Genomic DNA, 21,111 nt, shown 5'->3' on the forward strand with positions numbered 1-21,111 from the left:
CAGTTAACGTTGCCAAAAGCGGGGAATGGCGACGTTATCTGATAGGGCAAGGGTTATTTGTGGCGCCGCATCAGCAGGTTGGTGATGCGCATGGTGCAGAGCCGCTGGCCGGCCTCGTTGGTGATGACCACCTCGTGCGTGGTGAGTGTGCCGCCCAGGTGGATGGGGGTGGCAGTGATGGTGATCTGGCCCTCGCGTGCCGAGCGGTGGTGGGTGGCCGAGACGTCCACGCCCACCGCCGTCTTCCCCATAGTGCTCGCGTGAAGGACCGCGGCCCAGGAGCCCACCGCCTCGCCAACGGCCAGCGACGCCCCGCCGTGCAGCAAGCCGAAGGACTGCCTGTTCCCCTCCACGGGCATGGTGGCCACCACACGCTGCACTGACTCCTCGAGGATCTTCACGCCCATCTTCTCGTCGAGCTCGCCGAGGGTAATCTTCCACAGTTGATGCGCCTCCAGGTGGTTCTCCACAGCTGCATCCTCCGGTGATGGGGCGTTCATACGTTCTCCTTCAGGGTGGCCATTTCAGGCCGGGCCTTCTAGTGTGCACCACGGACTTTCATGTATGGTGAATATATTACCGAACGGACGGTCAGTAATCACTGGCCGCCTTTGTATGCCCCTTGTTGGAAGGACCGTCAACGATGACCACCACCGCCACAGCTCCCCAGGCCACGGTAGACACCGTGGAGACAGTGCCCAGCTTCATCATGGATGCGTGGTGGACGCCCGACGCCGGCTCCACGGCCTCCGCTGTCCCCGTGCGTGACGCGAGCACAGGGGAGATCCTGGCCAAGGTGAGCAGCGAGGGACTGGACCTTTCCACTGTGGTGGACTACGGCCGCACCACCGGGCAGGCGGAACTTGGCCGGCTGACCTTCCACCAGCGCGCCCTCAAGCTCAAGGAACTGGCGCAGTACCTTCAAGCGCGGCGCGAGCACTTCTACACCTTTTCCGCCCAGACCGGCGCCACCAAGGTCGACTCAATGATCGACATCGACGGCGGTATTGGTGTCCTGTTCACGTTCGGCTCCAAGGGCAGGCGCGAACTGCCCAACTCGCAGGTAGTGGTGGACGGGCCCATGGAGGTGCTGTCCAAGGACGGGTCCTTCGCCGGTGAGCACATCTACACCCGCATCCCGGGCGTTGCCGTGCAGATCAACGCGTTCAACTTCCCGGTGTGGGGCATGCTGGAGAAGTTCGCCCCGGCCTTTCTCGCCGGCGTCCCCACCATCGTCAAGCCCGCCACTCCCACCGGGTACGTGGCGGCCGCCGTGGTCAAGGCGATCGTCGAATCCAACATCCTGCCCAAGGGCTCGCTGCAACTGATTTCCGGCTCCGTCCGCGGGCTGCTTGATGTACTCGACTACCGCGACCTGGTCGCTTTCACGGGCTCGGCCACCACTGCGCTCTCCCTGAAGTCCCATCCCAACGTGGTCCAGGGCGGCGTCCGCTTCACCTCCGAAACGGACTCCCTGAACGCCGCCATTCTCGGCCCGGACGCGGTGGAGGGCACGCCGGAATTCGATGCCTTCGTCCGGTCCGTGGTCGCCGAGATGACGGCCAAGGCAGGGCAGAAGTGCACCGCCATCCGCCGCGCCATCGTCCCGCAGCAGCTGGTGCCCGCGGTGTCTGCTGCCGTGGGCAGGCGCATCTCCGAACGGATTGTCCTCGGGGATCCGCGGGCCGAGGGTGTCACCATGGGTGCCCTCGCCTCCGTGGAGCAGCTCGAGGACGTGCGCGCTGCCGTCCAGTCAATGCTCGACGCCGGCGGTGAGCTTGCGTACGGAACGCTCGATTCGCCGTCGGTCACCTCCGCCGACGGAACCACGGGCGTAGTGGACGGCGGCGCGTTTATGGCGCCCGTCCTGCTCAACTGGCAGGACCCCGAGGCTGAAGAGGTCCACTCACTGGAGGCATTCGGCCCCGTTTCGTCCGTTATTGGCTACAAGGACATTCCCGACGCCGTCCGTCTCGCCGCCCGCGGCAGCGGCTCCCTGGTCGCCTCGGTCTGCACGAACGATCCCGCCGTTGCCCGCGAACTCGTCACCGGAATCGCAGCACACCACGGCCGCGTCCTGATGCTCAACCGCGAAGACGCCCGCAGCTCCACCGGCCACGGCTCGCCCGTGCCCCACCTGGTCCACGGCGGTCCCGGCCGTGCCGGCGGCGGCGAGGAACTGGGCGGCATCCGCTCGGTGATGCACCACATGCAGCGCACGGCCATCCAGGGCTCGCCCAACATGCTGACCGCCGTCACCGGTATCTGGCACACCGGCGCAAACCGCAACTTCACCGTGGAAACCGAAGGGACGCACCCGTTCCGGAAGTCGCTGGAGACGCTGCGGATCGGCGACGCCGTCCGCTCCGACCTCCGCCAGGTCACCCTCGAGGACATCTCCGCGTTCGCCACCACCACGGGGGATACGTTCTACGCCCACACCAACCAGGAAGCCGCGGAGGCCAACCCGTTCTTCCCTGGCATCGTGGCGCACGGCTACCTGCTGCTCGCCTGGGGCGCCGGGCTGTTCGTGGAGCCCGCGCCGGGCCCGGTCCTGGCCAACTACGGACTCGAGAACCTGCGCTTCATCACCCCCGTAGCAGCAGGTGAGTCCATCCGGGTGACCCTCACCGCCAAGAAGATCACCCCGCGCGAAACCGACGAGTATGGCGAGGTGGCCTGGGACGCCGTCCTGACCAACCAGAACGACGACATTGTGGCCACCTACGACGTCCTCACCCTCGTGGCGAAGTAGGCCTCCCACACCCCCCGATGCGCTATCACTTTTGGTCCTCATTCGGGGGTTTTGGGGACCAAAAGTGATAGCGCATCCGGGGAAACGGGCGGGGTCTTTTCGGGCTGTTCGGGCGTAAAATTCTGCCCGTAGGAGGTGGCCACATGAGCCTAAGAATGAACACAGCCACCACCGTTCTGCCAGTCGATGATCCGATGCGCGCCCGCAGGTTCTACACCGAAAAACTCGGGCTCCCGCACCGCGGTATGACAGACGATGGAAGCGAACTACTCGGCATCAACGGCGGCCCCATGCTGCAGCTGATGCCCGTCTCGGACGGCAAACACTCCGAGCACACGGCCCTGAGTTTCGAGGTGACGGACATCGAGCGGACGGTCCGGGACATGGAAGCCAAAGGCGTGCAGTTCCAGGACTACGACCTGCCGAACCTCAAGACCGAGAACCACATCTGCACCACCAACTCGGAGAAATGCGCGTGGTTCATGGACACGGAGCACAACATCCTCTGCGTCCACGAATCGCTCGGCGTCCAGGCGGAGTACGAACTCTAGGTACCAATCGAAAACGGTAGGGGCGCCCGGGATTAACCGGGGCGCCCCTACCGTCATTTCACGCCGAGAGCGTCAGGACTCGGCGCCGCCGTGCAGGCCGTCGTCGCTGCTGTCGTCCGACGGCGCTGCACCGGTCTGGTCCGAAAGGTCCAGGTTGCCGCGGGCCTCGTCCATGGTGGGGCCACCGGAAGGAACGCTGTAGGTGTCAGGGCGGATGCCGTGCGACTGTTCCTCGATCAGGGCCTGCTCCTCGCTAAAACGGATCGCGTTTGCTTCGTCGCCTGCATCGCCGGGGATATCCTCGCGCAATTTTGACGGGTCCGGGGTGATGAAGCCGGCGTCCGGTTCTTCCTTGGGATTGCTCATTGTCTAACCTTTCTCTCGGGTTTTACTACTGTGTTGGCCGGTTGATGAGGTCCGCTTTGATCTCCAGTGTCTGGTTGTTCCGCCGGACAGTGAAGCCGACGGTGTCGCCGGGATTTCGGTTCCGGAGTTCGGCCAAGAGCTTCTCGGGTGCGTTCAGCTCCACCCCCTCCATGGATTCCAGGACGTCGCCGGGGCGGATTCCCGCACGTCCGGCGGGGCCGTCCTCGTCAACGGACAAAACTACGACGCCGGTGGTTGCGTCGATACCCAACTGGTCCGCAATCTGCGGTGTCAGTTGGGACGGGGTGAGGCCCAGGTAGGCGTGTTCGGCGGTTCCGTCGGCCAGCAGTTCCTCCGCCACCTCCACTGCGGTGGCGGCTGGTATGGCGAAGCCCAGCGAAACTGCTCCCGCAGACGGCGGGATGTAGGCCTCGCTGATGCCGATGATTTCGCCGCGCATGTTGATGACCGCGCCTCCGGAGTTGCCAGGGCTGATGGGCGCGTCAGTCTGGATCAGGTCCACCAGCGAAAGGCTGTTGGAGGCCGAACCCGGAATGGAGCGGTGGAGTCCGGAGATGATGCCGGCGGTGGCAGTGTTCTCAAATCCGAGCGGCGAGCCGAGCACCAGCGCGCTCTCACCAACGCGGGGCAGATTGGCCTGGTAGACGGGCTTGGGCAGGCCGGTTCTGTCGGCCTGGACGAGGGCAAGATCCGTGACGGGATCCGTGGCCCGCACCGTACCCGCCACCCGCTGGCCGTCCGCAAAACCGACCTCCACGGTGGTGTTGTCCCGAACCACATGCTCGTTCGTGAGGATGAGGCCGTCCGCCGAATAGACCACGCCGCTTCCCAGCCCGCCGTCGCCGGTGAAGATGGTCACCACGGACGGGGAAAGGTTCGCCACCAGATCGGGGATGCCGCCGGCCGCATCGGGCGCCGGAGCGGTGGTCCCGGTGCCTGGCGAACCCGTGCCGCCGGGCGAGGCGTTCCCGGTTGGCGCAGCGAAGGTTTCGCTGGGCGCCGGTGGAGTGGGGGAGCCGGTGCACGCGGTGAGGGTTAGGAAAGCCGCGAGCACCGCGCCGCCGAGTGCTGCACGCCTCCGGGCCGAACGGCAAAAGCCCTGGCTGACGGTGGTACTCATGGTTCGACCTCCTGCGGATGCTGGCTGGTCCTACCACCGTAGCCGGGCAACAACAGAAATACCAAGCACGCTTAGTATGTTCGGTGCGGGAGGAAACTAGGGCTGGGAGTGGAGGCCGTCGAACGCCATGGTGATGACGTCGTCGGCAAGCTTCTCCGGCGAGAGGGGGCCGCCGGGTTTGTACCATTCCACGATCGAGTTGATCATGCCGAACAGGAGCCGGGTGACCGTCCGGGGGTCGATGTCCTGGCGCAGGGAACCTTCGTTACCGGCGGCGGAGATCAGTCCGGCCACCTTGTGGTCGAAGGTCCGGCGCCGTTCCAGAGCATCGCGTTCAATGTCGGTGTTCCCGCGCAGCCGCAGGAGCAGCGTGACGAACGGGAGGCGGTCCACCAGCACCGCTACGGTCTGCCGGAGCACGAACTCAAGCCGGGAATCGGCTGCGCCGGAGGTAGCCTCGGGTTGTTCCAGAATGGCCTCAAGGCCGCCGAGCGCGTGGTCCAGGGCGAGCTTGAGGAGGTCGCCCTTGGACGGCACGTGATGGTAGATCGCGGACTTTGAGATGCCCAGGTTGTCCGCGAGGATGCCCATGGACGTTGCGTCGTAACCGTGCCGGTTGAAAACGTCGACGGCGATGCGCAGCACCGACTGCTGGTCGTATCCGGGCCGGCCGCGCTTGGCTCCGGCGGCGGTACTGGCTGTTTCAGTGGTGCTGGGCATGGTGCCTAGTTTCTCATGAACGGTCGGTCGGTCGGCGCGTGCGCGCTGCTAGCCCTTCGGCCGCAGGTCGTAGATGCGCCGCAGCTTGCCGTTGGACCGCTCAAGCGAGCCCGGCTCCACAACGTCCACCGAGCACGAAGAACCTACGTGGATCTTGATCTGCTCCTTCAAGGCGCGTGCCGCCGTCGTACTCTGCTCGGGGGTGACGGCATCCCGGCGCTCGATCCGCACGGTCAGCTGGTCCATCCGCTGGCCTTCGGGGCGGGTGAGTTCGAGCTGGAAGTGCGGGCTGAGTTCGGGGATGCGGAGCGCGATTTCCTCGATCTGGGACGGGAAGAGGTTCACGCCGCGGAGGATGATCATGTCGTCGCTGCGGCCGGTGATGCGGCCCATCCGGCGGTGCGCGGGGCGGGCCGTGCCGGGCAGGAGCCGGGTGAGGTCCTTGGTGCGGTAGCGGATGATCGGCAGGGCTTCCTTGGTGAGGGATGTGAAGACGAGTTCGCCGTGTTCGCCGTCGCGCAGGACGTTCTCCTTGCCCACCACGGGGTTGAAGGCGTCGATGATTTCGGGGCGGAAGTGGTCCTCCCAGATGTGGCTGCCGTCCTGGGTCTCCACGGCCTCGCCGGCGACGCCCGGGCCCATCACCTCGGAGAGCCCGTAGATGTCGCAGGCCTTGATGTTCATGGTGACTTCGAGTTCGTGCCGCATCTCCTGGGTCCACGGCTCGGCGCCGAGGACGGCGAACTTCAGCGATGTGGAGGCGGGGTCGATGCCCATGTGCGCCATGGCATCGGCGATGGTCAGCAGGTACGTGGGGGTGGCCAGGATGGCGTCGGGCTTGAAGTCCTGGATGAGTTGAATCTGGCGTTCGGTCTGCCCGCCGGACATCGGAATGACGGTGCAGCCGAGGGCTTCGGCTCCCGCGTGGGCCCCGAGGCCGCCGGTGAACAGGCCGTAGCCGTAGGCGTTGTGCACCTTCATGCCGGGCCGGATGCCGGAGGCGCGGAAGCTGCGGGCCACGAGTTTGGCCCAGTCTGCCAGGTCCTGCTTTGTGTAGCCGACGACGGTGGGCCGGCCTGTGGTGCCCGAGCTGGCGTGGACGCGGGCTACTTCACTCTGCGGGACCGCGAACATGCCGAACGGGTACTCAGCGCGCAGATCGTCCTTGGTGGTGAAGGGAAAGTTGCCCAGGTCACTGAGTTCGCGCAGGTCGCCGGGGTGGATGCCGGCGTCATCGAACTTGCGCTTGTACAGGGGCACACGCTCGTAGGCGTAGGCCACGGTGTGCTGCAGGCGGCTGAGCTGCAGGGCCTCGAGTTCGTCGCGGGAGATGGTCTCTTCGCGGTCCAGGGCGGGGTCTGACGCTGCCGTTGTGGCGGACGTGGGGGTTTCGGGGGCGTGGAGGGTCATGGTTGTCCTACTTCTTGGGGATGGTCCGGCTGCGGCCACGGAACTCGGCGATGAGTTCGCCCGGAGCCTGGGCGCCGGCGTCGGCAGCGAAAATCTGGATGTCGTACAGGCCGCTGCGGCCTGCGCTGGAGCGGCGGTCGGCCACGGCGGTGATCACCTGGCCTTGGTAGGCCGGCTTCAGGAAGTTGATGTCGACGCCGGCAGCTACGGTGATGTTGTTTTCCTCGCCGGGTGCCGGGTCGACAGGGTTGCAGGCCATGGCGAAGGCTGAATCCGCGAAGGCGAAGATCATTCCGCCGTGCGCCATGCCGAAGCCGTTGAGCATTTCCTGGCGGAGGGTCATCCGGATGGTGGCATGCCCTTCGCTGACGGCGAGGACCTCGATCCCCATCCATATGGAGGCGTAGTCGTTTTCCAGGATGGGGTGGATGGCCCCGGAAACTGTTGTTTCAGCCATGCGTCATTGCCTCCAGCTTTATTTACCGAATGTTCATTAGGTAATCCCATGAGGGGGTCCGGTGTCAAGGGCGGGAGCGCACGACGGCGGGCCGCACCATGGGTCCGGCGGCCCACCTGATGTGCCGCCCCGCCCAACTAGGTAGCAGTAGTTGTCGTTATGGGCCCCCAAAATGACAACTACTGCTACCTAGTTGGGTCTGGGGCTTGCCGGATGCCCTCCGCCGAAAAGTGCAAGGATGGAGGACCGGCACCAGCAGACCAGCAAAAGGGCGGACCATGGCCAAAAGCATCTACGTCAGCGCAACAACTCCCGGATCAGGCAAGTCCCTTGTGGCCCTGGGCCTGGCGGACACCCTGCACCGCCATGCGGACAGGATCGGCTTCTTCAAACCGGTGGTCCACGGCCCGTCTGCGGCCGACGATCCGATGGTTGCCCTGATGAAGTCGAGGTTCGCGCTGGAGGATGAGCGGTGCCGCGGCGGCCTCACCCACGAGGAGGTCCGGTCCCTGCTTGCTGAAGGCAACCGCGAGGAAATCGACTCACGCTGTGTGGAAATTTTCGCCGAGATCTCCCGCCACTGCGACGTGGTGATTGTGGAGGGGACGGACCTCACCGGCCAGGACGCCGCCGTCGAATTCGACCTCAACGCACGCCTGGCCAACAACTTGGCCGCCCCGGTGGTTGCGGTTGTCGGCGCCAAGGGGAGGACCGTCGCGGAGGCCGCGGCCGCCGTCGAGGTTGCCCGCAAGGAGCTTGCCGCCGAGAAATGCGCGCTGCTGGCCATCATGGTGAACCGCGCTGACCCGGACGACGTCGAGGCTATCGCCGCCGCCGTGAAGCCCGGCGCCTCCAAGCGGCCCGTGTACGTCCTGCCCGAGCTTGAGGAGATTGCGCGCCCCACCACCGGGGAAGTGGCCGCCGCGCTCGGTGTGCGGCAGATCGCCGGGCGGGCGGACATGGAGCGGGACGTGAAGGACATCAAGGTGGCGGCCATGAACGTGGGCAACTTCCTGAACGTGCTGGACGAGGGCGCCCTGGTGATCGTTCCGGGCGACCGCGCGGACGTGATGGTCGCGTGCCTGGCGTCGTCCTTCTCACCCGAATTCCCTGTGGCTTCGGCGCTGATCCTAACCGGCGGGCTGGCGCCGGACGCCAACATCTACCCCCTCCTGGCACAGGCGCCGTTCCCGGTGTTCGCCGCTACGGATGACACCTACACCACCGCCCGCCGCGTCGCCGAGGTCCGCAGCGAGATCTGGTCGGGGCACCGCCGTAAGGTCGCCTCCGCCCTGGGGCTCTGGTCCCGCACAGTGGATGAGGCCGAGTTGGTGGAGCGGCTGCACCTGCCACGGGCGGAACGGATGACGCCGCTGCGCTTCCTGCACGACCTCATCGAGCGGGCCCGCGGCCAGCGCCGGCACGTGGTCCTCCCCGAAGGGACGGACGTACGGATCCTGCGGGCAGCCGAAATCCTGCACCGGCGCGACGTCTGCGACCTCACCGTCCTGGGTCCGGAATCGGACGTCCGCGAGCTGGCCGCCGCCCGCGGCATCGACCTGGCCGGCATCAACGTTGTTGACCCCGCCACCTCGGACCTCCGGCAGAAGTTCGCCGAGCAGTACTCGGAGCTCCGGGCGCACAAGGGTGTTGACCTGCCCAAAGCCCTGGAAATCATGCAGGACGTCAGCTACTTCGGCACCATGATGGTCCAGCTCGGCGTGGTGGACGGGATGGTGTCCGGCGCTGCCCACACCACCGCGCACACCATCCGCCCGGCGCTCGAGTTCGTGAAGACGCGAGAGGGCGTGAAGATCGTCTCCTCGGTGTTCCTGATGCTGATGCCGGACCGGGTGCTGGTCTACGGCGACTGTGCCGTGAACCCGGACCCGAACGTGGAGCAGCTGGCGGACATCGCGCTGGCCTCCGCAGAGACGGCTGTCCAGTTCGGTGTGGAGCCGCGCGTGGCCATGCTGTCCTATTCCACCGGCGGGTCGGGCTCGGGGGAGGCGGTGGATGAGGTGCGGCAGGCCACCGAACTGGTCCGCGAGCGCCGCCCGGATCTCGCCGTCGAGGGCCCCATCCAGTACGACGCCGCCGTGGACGCCTCGATCGCCGAGTCCAAGATGCCGGGATCTTCGGTGGCCGGGCAGGCCACCGTGTTCATCTTCCCGGACCTGAACACCGGCAACAACACGTACAAGGCGGTGCAGCAGAGCTCAGGGGCGGTCGCCGTCGGGCCGGTCCTGCAGGGGCTGCGGAAGCCGGTCAACGACCTCTCCCGCGGCTGCACGGTGGAGGACATCGTCAACACCGTGGCCATCACCGCCATCCAGGCGCAGGCGCCAGCCTCCTAGCAAGGCGGGGTCACCTCAGGCCCTCTCGAGGGCGGAAATTGGGCTTTAAGTGACCCCGCGTTTGCCTGTCTGCCGCCATTTTCCCGGACACACGGGCTCACTTCCGGCCGGCAGGCGGACAATAAAAGAACGGGCAGGGGACTCCCTGCCGTGGTTTCCGGCAGCAAGGACGGTGCGGGATGAAACCGGTTGGACGTAAGGCAGCAGTACTGTTGATGGCCGCGATCCTGGTGGGCGGTTGCGCCCCGGGCGGCGGAAGCGGAACCGGTACCGCGCCGCCGGGAGGAGCCAGCACCGCCGCAGCGCCGGCGGCAGCGGCCACCATCTCCATCAAGGACTTCAAGTACGGCGACCCAATCACGGTGGCGCCCGGCGCAGTGGTCGCGGTCATCAACATGGATTCCGCCCCGCATACCGTCACTGCTGACAAGGACAAGGTCTTCGACGTTGATGTCCGCGGAAGCGGCGGAACGGGCACCTTCACGGCCCCCTCGGAGCCGGGCACATATCCCTACTTCTGCGTGTACCACCCCAACATGAAGGGAACGCTGACGGTCAAGTGAACATGACCCTGAGGGTGCTGACCGCCCTGGCGCTGTTCATCGATGCCGGGGTGCATATCCTGCTGGCCCCCGGTTACCAGGCGGCCAACCCCGGCGGGATCGGGCAGGGCAACCTGTTCCTGCTCCAATCGGCGGCGGCGGTGCTGGTGGCGGTCTATGTCCTGATCCGGGGCAGCAAGCCCGCCTACGCCATGGCGCTGGTTGTTTTGCTGAGCGCGTTCGCGGCAGTGGTGCTGTACCGGTACGTCGACATCCCGGCCTTTGGTCCGTTCCCTGCCATGTACGAACCCGTGTGGTTCTTCGAAAAGACGCTCAGCGCAGTGGCCGAAGGGTTGGGCGCCGTGCTGGCCGCCATTGGCCTTGTCCGCGCGCCCTCCACACGGCGCGTGCATGGAGCGCCGGGGCCTGCGCGCGGGCGTCCCGCCTGAGGTCCGCCAAGCAAAAGGACGACGTCGGCACCCGGCCGGGTGCCGACGTCGTCCTTTGTTGGTGTCAGCTGTTCTCTGGCTTGGCCAGGCTTTCCGGATCCTCCTGCTGGGCCGGTTCGTCGGCAAGGCCCTCCGGGGTGAGGTCAAGGTCTTCCACATTCTCCGGAGCAGCCGGGGCCTCGCCGGTCTCGCCCGCCTTGACGGCGCCGGTGTCGTCCAGCGCCGGGTTCGCGCCGGTGGGGTCCTTCGATCCGGAACCTGCGCCTCCCTGGGCGTTGAGCGCAGCGGTGTTGCCGGATCCCGTGTCGGTGGGGTTGTTCTCGTCGTATGAAGTGGGCTCATTCGTCATGGAAATGTCCTCTCGAGCGTGGTCCAGCCTGTCAACCGACTCTAGGCACAGCCCGCTCCGATCCACAAGGAAAACCGTGCGCCGCCACGGCAACCTATAGTGTGGTTTGAACTGCAGACGCCAGGCTCAGGAGGCCCGCATGCTCGTGCTCGTCATCAATTCCGGCTCGTCCTCGCTCAAGTACCAGGTGCGCGATGTGGCCGCCGGGAGCGTCCTCACGGAGGGACTGATCGAAAAGATCGGCATGGGCAACGGCGGTGACGGGGACGGCGAGATCGTGGGCCCGCGGGACCACGCCGAGGCCCTGGAACAGGTGGACGCCGCCATTCACCAGGAACTCGGCGACCTGGAGCTGGCCGCGGTGGGGCACCGGGTGGTGCACGGCGGCGAGCGGTTCGCCGAGCCGGTGCTGGTGGACAACGAGATCACCCGCGCCATCGAGCGGCTCAACCCGCTGGCACCCCTGCACAACCCGGCCAACGTGCTGGGCATCCGTGCCATTACCAAGAAGTGGCCGGAGATGCCGCAGGTGGCAGTTTTTGACACCGCCTTTCACCGCACCCTTCCCGAGCATGCCTGGCGCTACGCCGTCCCGGAGCAGCTCTACACGGAGCACGGCATCCGCCGCTACGGCTTCCACGGCACTTCGCATGAGTACGTCACGCGCCGGGCCGCTGCGCTGCTGGACCTTCCGGTGGACGGGTTCGACGGTGTCATCGCCCACCTGGGCAACGGCGCCTCCGTCACGGCCATCCGCGGCGGCCACTCGGTGGACACCTCCATGGGCTTCACCCCGCTGGAGGGTCTGGTCATGGGAACCCGGTCAGGTGACCTGGACCCCTCCATCCTGGTCTTCCTCGGCAGGGCCGGCTGGACTCCGGAGGACATCGACACCATGCTGAACCGCGAATCCGGGCTGAAGGGCCTGGCCGGCAACAACGACATGCGCTCGGTGGTGGAGGCAGCCGAGGCCGGCGACGCCAAGGCGGCCACCGCACTCGGGGTCACCTCGTACCGGCTGGCCAAGTACATCGGCGGCTACCACGTGGCCGTGGGCGGGGCGAAGGCGCTCGTGTTCACCGCCGGGATCGGCGAGAATTCCCATCAGTTTCGGGCGCTTGTGGCGGAAAAGCTGGGCGCCCTGGGCATAGAGCTCGACGCCGGCCTGAACGCTGAGCGGTCCAGGGAACCCCGCGTCATTTCCACGGCCCAGTCCAAGATTCCCGTCCTGGTGGTTCCCACTGACGAGGAGCGGGCAATCGCGGAGGCGACGGCCGCCGTCGTCTCCTCTGACCATGCCTGAGATTGCCCTGCCGATCCGCACCGGACGGCTGATCCTGCGCCGCTTCGAAGGCCCGGACCTGGACGCCTTCCACGCCTACCACGCGCTGGCGGAGACTGCCAGGTTCCTGCCGGGGCCTGCGAAAACCTACACGCAGTCGATGGAGCGGGTGGGCAGGTACGCCAATTTCGTTTTCGAGAAGGAGGGCGACTGGGTGGCGCTCGCCATTGAGGCAGCGGACGACGGCGGGCTGCAGGGTGAGGTGGTCCTCAAATGGCTGCCGGGGTGCGGGCAGGGCGAAGTGGGCTGGACCCTGGCTCCGGGTGCCAGGGGCAAGGGCTACGCCACGGAAGCTGCGGAGGCGGTGCTCCGGCTCGGCTTCGAAGAGCTGGGGATGCACCGGATCGAGGCACGCCTGGATGAACTCAACACGGCTTCCGCCGAGCTTTGCCGCCGCCTGGGCATGCGGCAGGAAGCACGGCACGTGGACAAGTGGCATTACAAAGGCCAGTGGGCCACGGAGTTGATCTACGCCGTCCTGGCGGACGAGTGGCGCGTGGGCCAGTCGTTGAAGGCCGCTACGCCCGCCCCTTGAGGATCAGGTTCCAGTACACCTGGGGGAACATGTCCCGGTCCACCACCCAGGACAGCTTGCTCTCGTTCCACGTGGGGACGCGTGGGATGGTGGGCAGGGGGCGGTACCTGTCATCGAACTCGGCAAACACCACCGTGTTGCGCGAGACCGTGAACGGGCAGACAGAGTAGCCGTTGTACTTGGCCGGCAGCGCCTTTCCCTTCCGCGCAGCCACCAGGTTTTGGGCCAGCACCTTTGTCTGCTTCCGCAGGGCGCCGCCGGATTTGGAGTTGGTGGTCCCGGCGGCGTCGCCGAGGGACCAGACGTTCTGGAACCGGATGTGCCGGAGGGTCTGCCGGTCCACTTCCACAAAGCCGCCGGCATCATCCGGGGCTGGCAGGTTGGTTGCCTTCAGCCAGTCCGGGGCGGACTGCGGCGGGACGGCGTTGAGGACGTCGTAGTGCAGGTTTTCCTCCGTGCCGGACACAAGGTCCCGGATGGTGGCTTTTTGGCCCGCGGCATCGACGGACACCAGTTCGCTGTTGGTCCGCAGTTCAATGCCGTACTCCGCGATCTTGCGGTCCAGCTCCCGGTCCACCTCCGCCACACCAAACACCGTCGGGTAAGGCTGGACCATCACCACCCGGATCTTGTCCAGCACGCCCTGTTCTCTCCAGTAGTCGCAGGCAAGGTACATCGGCTTTTGGGCGGCGCCGCCGCACTTGATGGGCCCGGCGGGCATGGTGAACACGGCGGTGCCGGCCGTCAGCCCGCTCAGCAGCGTCCACGCCTTCGGCGCCAGCTCGAACTCATAGTGCGAGGCGCCGTGGGGCGAATGGACAGCCGCCGCCAGGCCTGGCACATCGTCCCAGTCGTACTGCAGGCCGGGGCACACCACCAGCTGGCCGTACGCCACGGTGCCGCCGGACACCAACGTGACGGTGTTCGAGTCCGTATCCACGTCCGCAGCCGAGTCACGGATCCACGTCACACCCTTCGGAATCAGGGGTTCCTGCGGCCGGACGGCTTCCTTGGCAGCGGCCCTGCCCCCGGCAATGTGTGAGAACAGTGGCTGGTAGAAGTGGTGGTCCCGGGGCTCTATGACGGCCACGTCCTTGACGCCGTAGCGTTCCAGCCGGGCGGCCAGCGAGATCCCGGCGTTGCCGCCGCCGATGATAACAACCTCGTGCTGTGCGGCCACCGTGCTACTTCTTTTCCGTCAGGGCGGAGGCCTTGTGTGCGGCCCGCGCGCCGGTCTTCGCCGATTCCACCACGTACTGGGGCTCATCCTTGCTGGCGCGGTGTGTATGGCCGTCCAGCTCGAAGTCGCTGGTTTTCTTCTCCACAATCTTGCCGTGCGTCTTGCCCTGCGGCGTGTTCCATTCCACGGACGTTCCCTTGCTCAACGACATTTGTTCTCCTAGCGGGGGCTTGTGGTGGTTACGGGTTCCACGGCGGGGGCCGTGCCCCCAGTATCCGCCGTTGGGACCGGCGTCTCAACGGGTGCGTACGACGCCGGCGCGTCACCGGGGGCGGGTTGCGTCGCCGGGGCGGTTGCAGCCCCCGTCCCTGCCGGAGCAGGTGCGGCGGGCGCCGTTGCGTTGGTGCCCCCGGGCGCCGCGGTTCCCGTGGTTCCCGCGGGTTCGCCGGTGGGTGCGCCGGCTGGCACGGTCGCCGGGGGTGAAGCCGCGGGCGCGGGCGTTGCGGCTGCTTTTGTGGCACTCGGATCGGCCCTGATAATGGCCGTGATCTGTTCCTTGAAGGCGGCAAGCCTGGCTTGAATGTCTGAGAGCGGCACGTTCCGGATGTTCCGGCCGTACTCGGCAATCTCGGCCCACAACGCCGTCAGTTGCTCCACGCCGGCGCCGCTCAGCGGGCCGTCCAGGGTAAGGACGAGCTGGCTGGCCAGTGCATAGGTGAGGCATTCGACGCAGTTGTAGTTGGCGGCGGCAGAGAGGTTTTCCGGAACCACAACGTCCGCCTGCCCCACGATGAGGACCACCTGGAACCCCACCGCCACGGCGGCGCAGCCGGTGCAGCTGGCAAAGGCGTAGGCCTCGTTCCGGGTATCCACGGGTTCGCCGTCCTCGGCCCACACGAGGGCGAAGGCCACGTTGTAAGTGACCGAGCCGTCGGTGGTGTTGACCGCAAGTGCCTGGTTGCCGTCCTCCTCCGGTGCCGCAGGCCGGTCGAACGGGAACACCCAGGACGGCGCCGCGGTCCCTGCGGGGGAGCTGGAAGGCGAAGACGCAGCGCCAACGCCCGGCGAAGCCTCCACCGGAACCAGCACCATGCTCAGCTGCGGGTTTTCCCGGGTCGGCTTGGCGGCACCTTCGGGCCACAGCGCAACCGTCCTGCCGCTGCCGCCCTCCCGCAGGACGGGGTCCGCGACCGGAAGTACCGACGTCGTCGCATCCGCCAGCGTGCCGCGTTCGTACGGCTGCACCGGACGGTACGTCCCGCCGTCGGGCCACCATGCCCAGGCGAGCCCGGCCAGCAGAACCGCCACGGCACCCATGGCGGCGGTGCGCCGGAGTGCCCGGCCGCGGGTTTTCTGCCAGAGCCCGGTGACCAGCTGCCTCAGCAGCCGGAGCAGGATGTACAGCATGCCCAGCATGGGAAGGGCCACGGCCACGATGGCCAGGACACGCACCGCCCCGCCGGCCAGATCTCCCGCGGAAAGACTTTCGGCGAGCAGTCCCTGCTGCCGTGCGGCGCTGCTCCAGGCCGTGGCCAGCAGCCGCGGCATGGAGAGCACCATCATGGCCAGGCTGAACAGCAGCAACGGCACGGTGACCAGCACCCATACCGTCACCACGGCGCGGGCCCACGGCTTGAGGACCTTGTTCTCCGGCCTTCCCCACCGCCAGGGCAGCAGTCCCAGCAGGACGGGCCTGATGCGCTGGAAGAGGTCGGGCACGCCGGTGGCGTCCGCCAGGATGTGATAGCCGTCGAACCTGACCAGGGGGAGCAGCTGCCGGACCATCTGCAGGATCTGCGTGACCACCACCAGCAGCAGCGCGTCGAAGCCGGTGGCCCACCACACCGCCATAATGGCCGCCGCCACGATGGCGTTGAAGTACAGGCCGCCGAGGTCAGTGCGGAGCCGGCCGCCGCGGCCCAGGCGGTAGGAATCGGTGACGTCGGTGAAGAACGCCGGCCAGACGAGGTACAGCCCGGCTCCCATGGCACCGGGCGTGGCGCCGCCCCTGCGCGCAGCCGCGGCATGCCCGAACTCGTGGAAACCGGCGGAGAGGATGGTGATCGCAAAGATCAGCAGGAGCAGGACGGGGTTCTCGAACGCTTGATGGGTGGCCGATCCCAGCCCCTTCACCATCAGCACCCACCAGCACGCGGCCAGGAACACCGCGGCCACCGCCACCACGATCAGCGGATTGAACAAGGCCGCGAAGGGTGCCGTAATCCGGCGGGTGCGCTCCGGATCCGTCACGGTGTAGCGGAAGCGCATCCCCAGCAGCGGGTCGGCCTTCCGGACCTCCGGCTGGGACCCGTCCGCGAGGCGGAGCAGGCCCAGCGGCAGCAGTTGGGAGTCCATCAGGGAGCGCACATTTTCCGCGCTGACAAGCCTGCCGGAACCGGCACTGGCATGCTGCGCGATGTCCTCCAGGCTGCGCTCGCCGTCCACCGCCTCCAACACCAGATACAGCAATGGCGTCAGCTGGAGGGTCTGGCCGTCCGCGCGGCGGACCAGCGAGGGCGCCTCGCGGTAGCCCGACCCCTCCGCCCTGCCGATGAGCTGGACGCCGTCCGCCCGCGCGGGAACCTGCCGCGGGTGCTCGGCAACGGGGGCAGCGGACGACGGCGGGCCGGCCTGGGGGCGCGGCCCGCCGCTGGTGTGGGTCATCTGTGCTTACTGCTCGAGGTCGGACTGCTGGTCGGCAGAGGCGTTGGCTTCGCCCTCGATGTGCTGCGAGATGATGGCGTCCTGTTCAGCCACGGCAAAGGCCTGGCTGTCGATGGAACCGATGTTCGCTGCGACGGCGGCATCGATCGGGGCGGCCACGTTCGCGTTGGCCGCCACTGCACCGTTGATGGGTGCGGCGATGTCCGCGTCAGCGGCCAGGTCCACGTTGACGTTGAGCAGGTCCCCGTCCAGCGCGGCGGCGGGATCCACCGGCAGCGCGCCGACGTCGGGCAGTGCACCGTCGTCGGGCAGGGCGCCGCCCAGGCCGTCCTCGGGCACGACGCCATCGGTGGACGTTCCGTCGGGGAGGAGGCCGCCGGCGTCGGCCGTGGCCCCGGCGGCACCTGTGCCGGTGCCCTCAGTGGCGGCACCGCCGTCGTCAACGGTGTCGTTGCCCTGGTTGATGGTGCTGTCCTGGGTGGACTCGGCGTTCGCGTCGGCCACGATGCCCTGCTCGATCACAACCCCCTGGTCAGCCAGCGCCTGCGCGTCAGAACCGAAGGAGAGGATGTTGGCGGAGGCGGCGGCATCGATCGGCGCGGCCACGTTCGCGTTGGCTGCCACGGCCAGGTCGATGGGTGCCGCGGCGTCGATGCCCAAGTCCAGATCCGCATTCAGGTCAAGGACGGAGGCGACTTCCTTGTCCGGCAATGCCGTTGCCTGCTCCGCAATCAGTTCGTCGTCGGTCAGGGGCCGCAGTTCCTGTTCCATGCTCACGCAAACCTCCAGTGTGGCGCGGGTTGTCTACCCCCAGTGGGCAGCCCGACGCCAAACAATAGTAAGCATGATTATGTTTTTTTGAAATCAGTATTGAGGCTGTTCAGGCCCCCGCGGCGGGTTTGCTGGACGTTGCGATGCCATCCCCGGCGGCACTCGGGTCGGCTTGGATGATCGTGAGGATCTGTGCCTTGTAGGCTTCGAGCTGGTTCTGGACCCCGGAAAGGGGGACGTCCTCAAGGTCGTCGCCGTAGTCGTCGATTTCGCACCACAGTGCTGACAGCTGGTCCATGGTGTCCTCAGTCAACGGGCCGCCGAGGGACACGACCAGCTGGTTGGCCAGCGCGTAGGTGGTGCATTCGGTGCAGTTGTAGTTCACGGCCGCGGAAAGGTTCTCCGGGGCTATGACATCGGTGGGTTCCTCAATCAGCACCACCTGAAATCCCACGGCCACCGTGGTGCAGCCCGTGCAGCTGGCGAACGCGTAGGCCTCATTTTTTGTCTGTACCGGGTCGCCATCCTCGGCCCAGACCAGTGCGAAGTCCACGCTGTAGTCCACTGAGCCGTCTTCGGTGTTCACCGCCAGGGCCTGGTTGCCGTCCCCGTCCGGACGAGCCGGCCGGTCGAACGGAAAAACCCAGGACCGGCCGGAACCGTGCCACCCGCCGGGTGCACTCCGCCGGTCGTCGTGCTGACCGGAGGCGTACGCTGCGGCGCCGGGCAGCCACACCCCCGCGAGCCCGGCCAGGAGCGCTGCAACGGCCGCCCGGGAAAGGACGCGCACGGGGGCACCCGCTCCAAGGCGCGGGCCGCCATTTGTTCGATCGTCGCTGTGCTGGGAAACCATGCTCACGTCACCTCATGTTCCGGCGCGGGTTGAGCTGCCTCCCAGCGGACAGCACTGCGTCAGATAAGGGTAAGCATGATTAGCTTTTTTGGATACAGGGCCCGTCCCCTAACCTCGCAGGCCAGCGCCGGGAAGCAGCTCCGTGGCACCGAGGGAATCGGCAATGAAGGCGTAGTCCCAGGCCCTCTCGCGCCACTGGACGTAGCGGCCGGACGCGCCGCCGTGGCCGCCGTCCATCTCGATCTTCATCACCACCGGCTCGGATCCGGTGGTGTTGTTCCGCAGCTCCTGCACCCACTTTGCCGGTTCCGTGTACAGGACGCGGGTGTCGTTGAAGGACGTCACCGCGGCGATCTTCGGGTACGCCTTCGGCCCCACGTTCTCGTAGGGGGAGTACGACCTCATGTAGGCGTAGACCTCGGGGTCCGTGATGGGGTTGCCCCATTCCTCCCACTCAAGGGCGGACAGCGGCAGTTCCGGGTCCAGGATGGTGGTGAGGGCATCCACGAAGGGCACCTGCGCCACGACCGCTGTGTACTTCTCCGGCGCCATGTTGGCCACGGCGCCCATCAGCAGTCCGCCGGCTGAGCCCCCCAGTGCCGCGATCCGGGACGGATCCACCCAGCCCGAGTCCGCCAGCCAGTCCGTGGCAGCCACGAAATCCGTAAAGGTGTTCTTTTTCGTGAGCTTCTTACCGTTCTCGTACCAGTGCCGGCCCAGTTCGCCGCCGCCGCGGACGTGCGCGATCACAAACACCACACCGCGGTCCAGCAGGGACAGCCGCGCGATGCCAAAGCCCGGGTCCATGCTCAGCTCGTAGGAGCCATACCCGTACACCAGGCCAGCCGCCGTCGAATCCTGCTTGACGCCCTTGTGGCGCAGCACGGAGAGCGGGATTCGGGTGCCGTCCGCCGCCGTCGCCCATTCGCGGGTGGCCACGTAGTCGTTGCCGTCGTAGCCGCCCAGGACCGGGCTTTCCTTCCGGAGCAGCAGCTCGCCTTCGGGCTGCCCGGGAGTGGGCAGCACGAAGTCGTAAACGCGCGACGGCGTGAAGTAGGACGTATAGCCGAGCCGGATCACCGGTGCCTCGTAGTCCGAACCGCCCACACCCGCCGTGTACAGCTCTTCATCGAACGCCGGCTCCACCGGTGCCTCCTGGGCGGCGGTGCCCAGGCCCTGCAGCCCGATCACCTGGACCCGCTCGATGGTGTCCTTCCGGATGGACGCGACGAGGTGCGTGGAGGTGACGCCGGCACCATTGACGCGGACGTCGTCGGAATGTTCGACGACGGTGTCCCACGCCTGCTCGGCGAGCGGCTTGCGAAGCTCTGCCCAGTCAGTGAGCGAGACCATCGAGTTGATGGCGCCGCGGTTGTGGGTGAGCAGGATGCGTTCGGTCTTCAGTCCGTCCGGGCCGGGCAGCAGGAACGGCTCGGCCTCGTAAAGCACACGCTCGTTCCGGGAAATGACGGTGGTGAGCTCCTGGGCAGGGTCATCGAACCGGAGCAGGCGGGTTTCGCTGTACTCGGAGCAGCCGATGCCCAGCACGAGGTAGCGCCGGTCAGCGGAGAGTTCGAAGCCCAGCCACATGGCGACGTCGTCCTCCTGGTAGATCACCACGTCCTCGGTGACGGACGTGCCCAGGGTGTGGGCCTTCACCTGGTAGGGGCGCCAGGAGTCGTCCACCACTGTGTAGAAGATGCGGGTGCCGTCCGGGGAGAAGGAGACGCCGTAGAACACGTTCTCGATGACGTCCGGCAGCAGTTCGCCCGTCCGGAGGTCCTTGATGCGCAGGGTGAAGCGTTCATCGCCGGCGTTGTCCACGGCGTAGGCATAGAGGTTGCCGTCCACGGTGACAGCAGTGCCGCCAACGGAGAAGAACGGCTTCCCTTCGGCTTCGACATTGCCGTCCAGCAGGATCTCCTCGCCCGGGATTTCGACGCCGGGGTCCACTGCCGGGGGAGTCCAGTCCGCGACGGGGGAGCCGGTGTTCTGCGCGCGGACGCGGCATTGGATGCCGTACTCCTTGCCTTCCACCGAGCGGCTGAAGTACCACCAGCCGTCCTTGCGGTGGGGGACAGACAGGTCTGTCTCCTGGGTGCGGCCCTTGATCTCCTGGAAGATCGCCTCGCGCAGCGGTTCCTGGTGCGCCGTCACCGCTTCCTGGTAGGCGTTTTCGGCCTTCAGGTGCTCCACTACCTCGGCGGATTCCTTGTCCCGCAGCCACTCATAGTTGTCCACGAACGTGTCCCCGTGGTGAATGCGCTCGGACGGAATCTTCTTGGCAACCGGGGGGACCGGGGTGGTGGCGGCAGCGCGGGCGGAGTCCTGCAGCGGTGTCTGGGTCATGGGTTCAAATATATCCATCCGCCCTGACAATAACCCGGCCGTTCGCTACCGGACGAGAGCCCCCTCCACCCCCTGGCTCCCCATCCCCACCCTCTCCCCACCGACGCTCTCTCACTTTCTGCCGCTTTTCCGTGAACGCTCTCTCACGTTGTGCCGCTTTTCCGCAAACGCTCTCTCACGTTGTGCCGCTTTTCCGCAAACGCTCTCCCACGTCAGGCAGGCAACGAAGGAGCCCAAGGGGACTGCGGCCGCAACGGGCTGCCGAGGTGAGAGGCGGTTGGTCCAAAACGTGCAGGAGGTGAGAGAGCGTCGGGGGAGGT

Annotated in this window: 20 protein-coding genes; 7 read left to right on the forward strand and 13 right to left on the reverse strand. The window is 66.8% G+C overall.

The features are described from left to right. Positions 1-53: 53 nt before the first annotated feature. The gene (locus tag ACFVYC_RS10400) at positions 54-500 is read right to left on the reverse strand and encodes a PaaI family thioesterase (RefSeq protein WP_387549567.1); all 447 of its coding nucleotides are present in this window, start codon (positions 498-500) and stop codon (positions 54-56) included. A 143-nt stretch (positions 501-643) separates the two neighbouring features. Here ACFVYC_RS10400 and paaZ point away from each other — a divergent pair, with 143 nt between their 5' ends. Beyond that, positions 644-2,755: a phenylacetic acid degradation bifunctional protein PaaZ gene (gene paaZ / locus ACFVYC_RS10405; RefSeq protein ID WP_387549569.1), complete on the forward strand. Its 2,112-nt coding sequence runs from the start codon at positions 644-646 to the stop codon at positions 2,753-2,755. Positions 2,756-2,898: 143 nt separating this feature from the next. Beyond that, positions 2,899-3,306, forward strand: a complete 408-nt coding sequence (locus tag ACFVYC_RS10410) for a VOC family protein (RefSeq protein WP_387549571.1) — start codon at positions 2,899-2,901, stop codon at positions 3,304-3,306. A 72-nt stretch (positions 3,307-3,378) separates the two neighbouring features. On the opposite strand, the gene ACFVYC_RS10415 is transcribed toward ACFVYC_RS10410, so the two are convergent. The 5 genes from ACFVYC_RS10415 to ACFVYC_RS10435 all read right to left on the reverse strand — a co-directional run bounded on the left by ACFVYC_RS10415 (position 3,379) and on the right by ACFVYC_RS10435 (position 7,400). Beyond that, positions 3,379-3,672, reverse strand: a complete 294-nt coding sequence (locus ACFVYC_RS10415; protein ID WP_387549573.1) for a hypothetical protein — start codon at positions 3,670-3,672, stop codon at positions 3,379-3,381. A gap of 25 nt (positions 3,673-3,697) precedes the next feature. Beyond that, entirely contained in the window at positions 3,698-4,813 is a 1,116-nt protein-coding gene (locus tag ACFVYC_RS10420) for a S1C family serine protease (RefSeq protein ID WP_387549575.1), read from the reverse strand. Positions 4,814-4,909: 96 nt separating this feature from the next. Then, the gene (locus tag ACFVYC_RS10425; RefSeq protein WP_387549577.1) at positions 4,910-5,533 is read right to left on the reverse strand and encodes a TetR/AcrR family transcriptional regulator; all 624 of its coding nucleotides are present in this window, start codon (positions 5,531-5,533) and stop codon (positions 4,910-4,912) included. 48 nt (positions 5,534-5,581) lie between these two features. Continuing rightward, positions 5,582-6,943, reverse strand: coding sequence for a phenylacetate--CoA ligase PaaK (gene paaK, locus ACFVYC_RS10430; RefSeq protein ID WP_387549579.1), 1,362 nt, complete (start codon positions 6,941-6,943; stop codon positions 5,582-5,584). 7 nt (positions 6,944-6,950) lie between these two features. Further along, on the reverse strand, positions 6,951-7,400 hold the full coding sequence (locus tag ACFVYC_RS10435; protein WP_387549580.1) for a hotdog fold thioesterase: 450 nt from the start codon (positions 7,398-7,400) through the stop codon (positions 6,951-6,953). A 278-nt stretch (positions 7,401-7,678) separates the two neighbouring features. On the opposite strand from ACFVYC_RS10435, the gene pta reads away from it, so the two are divergent. The 3 genes from pta (at position 7,679) to ACFVYC_RS10450 (ending at position 10,748) form a co-directional block, all read left to right on the forward strand. Next, the gene (pta, locus tag ACFVYC_RS10440) at positions 7,679-9,757 is read left to right on the forward strand and encodes a phosphate acetyltransferase (RefSeq protein ID WP_387549582.1); all 2,079 of its coding nucleotides are present in this window, start codon (positions 7,679-7,681) and stop codon (positions 9,755-9,757) included. Positions 9,758-9,936: 179 nt separating this feature from the next. Next, the gene (locus ACFVYC_RS10445) at positions 9,937-10,320 is read left to right on the forward strand and encodes a cupredoxin domain-containing protein (RefSeq protein WP_387549584.1); all 384 of its coding nucleotides are present in this window, start codon (positions 9,937-9,939) and stop codon (positions 10,318-10,320) included. Positions 10,321-10,322: 2 nt separating this feature from the next. Further along, complete coding sequence (locus tag ACFVYC_RS10450; protein WP_387549796.1) at positions 10,323-10,748, forward strand: hypothetical protein; 426 nt, start codon at positions 10,323-10,325, stop codon at positions 10,746-10,748. Between the two features lie 64 nt (positions 10,749-10,812). Here the strand turns inward: ACFVYC_RS10450 and ACFVYC_RS10455 are convergent, their stop codons facing one another. After that, positions 10,813-11,097, reverse strand: a complete 285-nt coding sequence (locus ACFVYC_RS10455; protein WP_387549586.1) for a hypothetical protein — start codon at positions 11,095-11,097, stop codon at positions 10,813-10,815. 139 nt (positions 11,098-11,236) lie between these two features. On the opposite strand from ACFVYC_RS10455, the gene ACFVYC_RS10460 reads away from it, so the two are divergent. Together ACFVYC_RS10460 and ACFVYC_RS10465 are read left to right on the forward strand one after the other, a co-directional pair. Beyond that, positions 11,237-12,400, forward strand: a complete 1,164-nt coding sequence (locus tag ACFVYC_RS10460; RefSeq protein WP_387549588.1) for an acetate kinase — start codon at positions 11,237-11,239, stop codon at positions 12,398-12,400. Next, positions 12,393-12,974: a GNAT family N-acetyltransferase gene (locus tag ACFVYC_RS10465; RefSeq protein ID WP_387549589.1), complete on the forward strand. Its 582-nt coding sequence runs from the start codon at positions 12,393-12,395 to the stop codon at positions 12,972-12,974. Before ACFVYC_RS10460 ends, ACFVYC_RS10465 begins: the two co-directional genes overlap by 8 nt. Here ACFVYC_RS10465 and ACFVYC_RS10470 read toward each other — a convergent pair. The 6 genes from ACFVYC_RS10470 to ACFVYC_RS10495 all read right to left on the reverse strand — a co-directional run bounded on the left by ACFVYC_RS10470 (position 12,958) and on the right by ACFVYC_RS10495 (position 20,791). Next, on the reverse strand, positions 12,958-14,154 hold the full coding sequence (locus tag ACFVYC_RS10470) for an NAD(P)/FAD-dependent oxidoreductase (RefSeq protein WP_387549590.1): 1,197 nt from the start codon (positions 14,152-14,154) through the stop codon (positions 12,958-12,960). The genes ACFVYC_RS10465 and ACFVYC_RS10470 overlap by 17 nt on opposite strands. A 4-nt stretch (positions 14,155-14,158) precedes the next feature. Further along, positions 14,159-14,365: a DUF2945 domain-containing protein gene (locus tag ACFVYC_RS10475; RefSeq protein WP_387549592.1), complete on the reverse strand. Its 207-nt coding sequence runs from the start codon at positions 14,363-14,365 to the stop codon at positions 14,159-14,161. 8 nt (positions 14,366-14,373) lie between these two features. Continuing rightward, positions 14,374-16,818: a hypothetical protein gene (locus ACFVYC_RS10480; protein WP_387549593.1), complete on the reverse strand. Its 2,445-nt coding sequence runs from the start codon at positions 16,816-16,818 to the stop codon at positions 14,374-14,376. A gap of 6 nt (positions 16,819-16,824) precedes the next feature. Continuing rightward, positions 16,825-17,589, reverse strand: coding sequence for a peptidoglycan-binding protein (locus ACFVYC_RS10485; RefSeq protein ID WP_387549798.1), 765 nt, complete (start codon positions 17,587-17,589; stop codon positions 16,825-16,827). 109 nt (positions 17,590-17,698) lie between these two features. Continuing rightward, positions 17,699-18,442, reverse strand: coding sequence for a hypothetical protein (locus ACFVYC_RS10490; RefSeq protein WP_387549595.1), 744 nt, complete (start codon positions 18,440-18,442; stop codon positions 17,699-17,701). A gap of 108 nt (positions 18,443-18,550) precedes the next feature. Then, positions 18,551-20,791 carry a S9 family peptidase gene (locus tag ACFVYC_RS10495; RefSeq protein ID WP_387549597.1) on the reverse strand — a complete coding sequence of 747 codons (2,241 nt, stop codon included), beginning with the start codon at positions 20,789-20,791 and terminating at the stop codon, positions 18,551-18,553. Positions 20,792-21,111 lie beyond the last annotated feature (320 nt).

Origin of the sequence: Pseudarthrobacter sp. NPDC058329, from assembly GCF_042879835.1 — a bacterium.
Classification (GTDB): domain Bacteria; phylum Actinomycetota; class Actinomycetes; order Actinomycetales; family Micrococcaceae; genus Arthrobacter.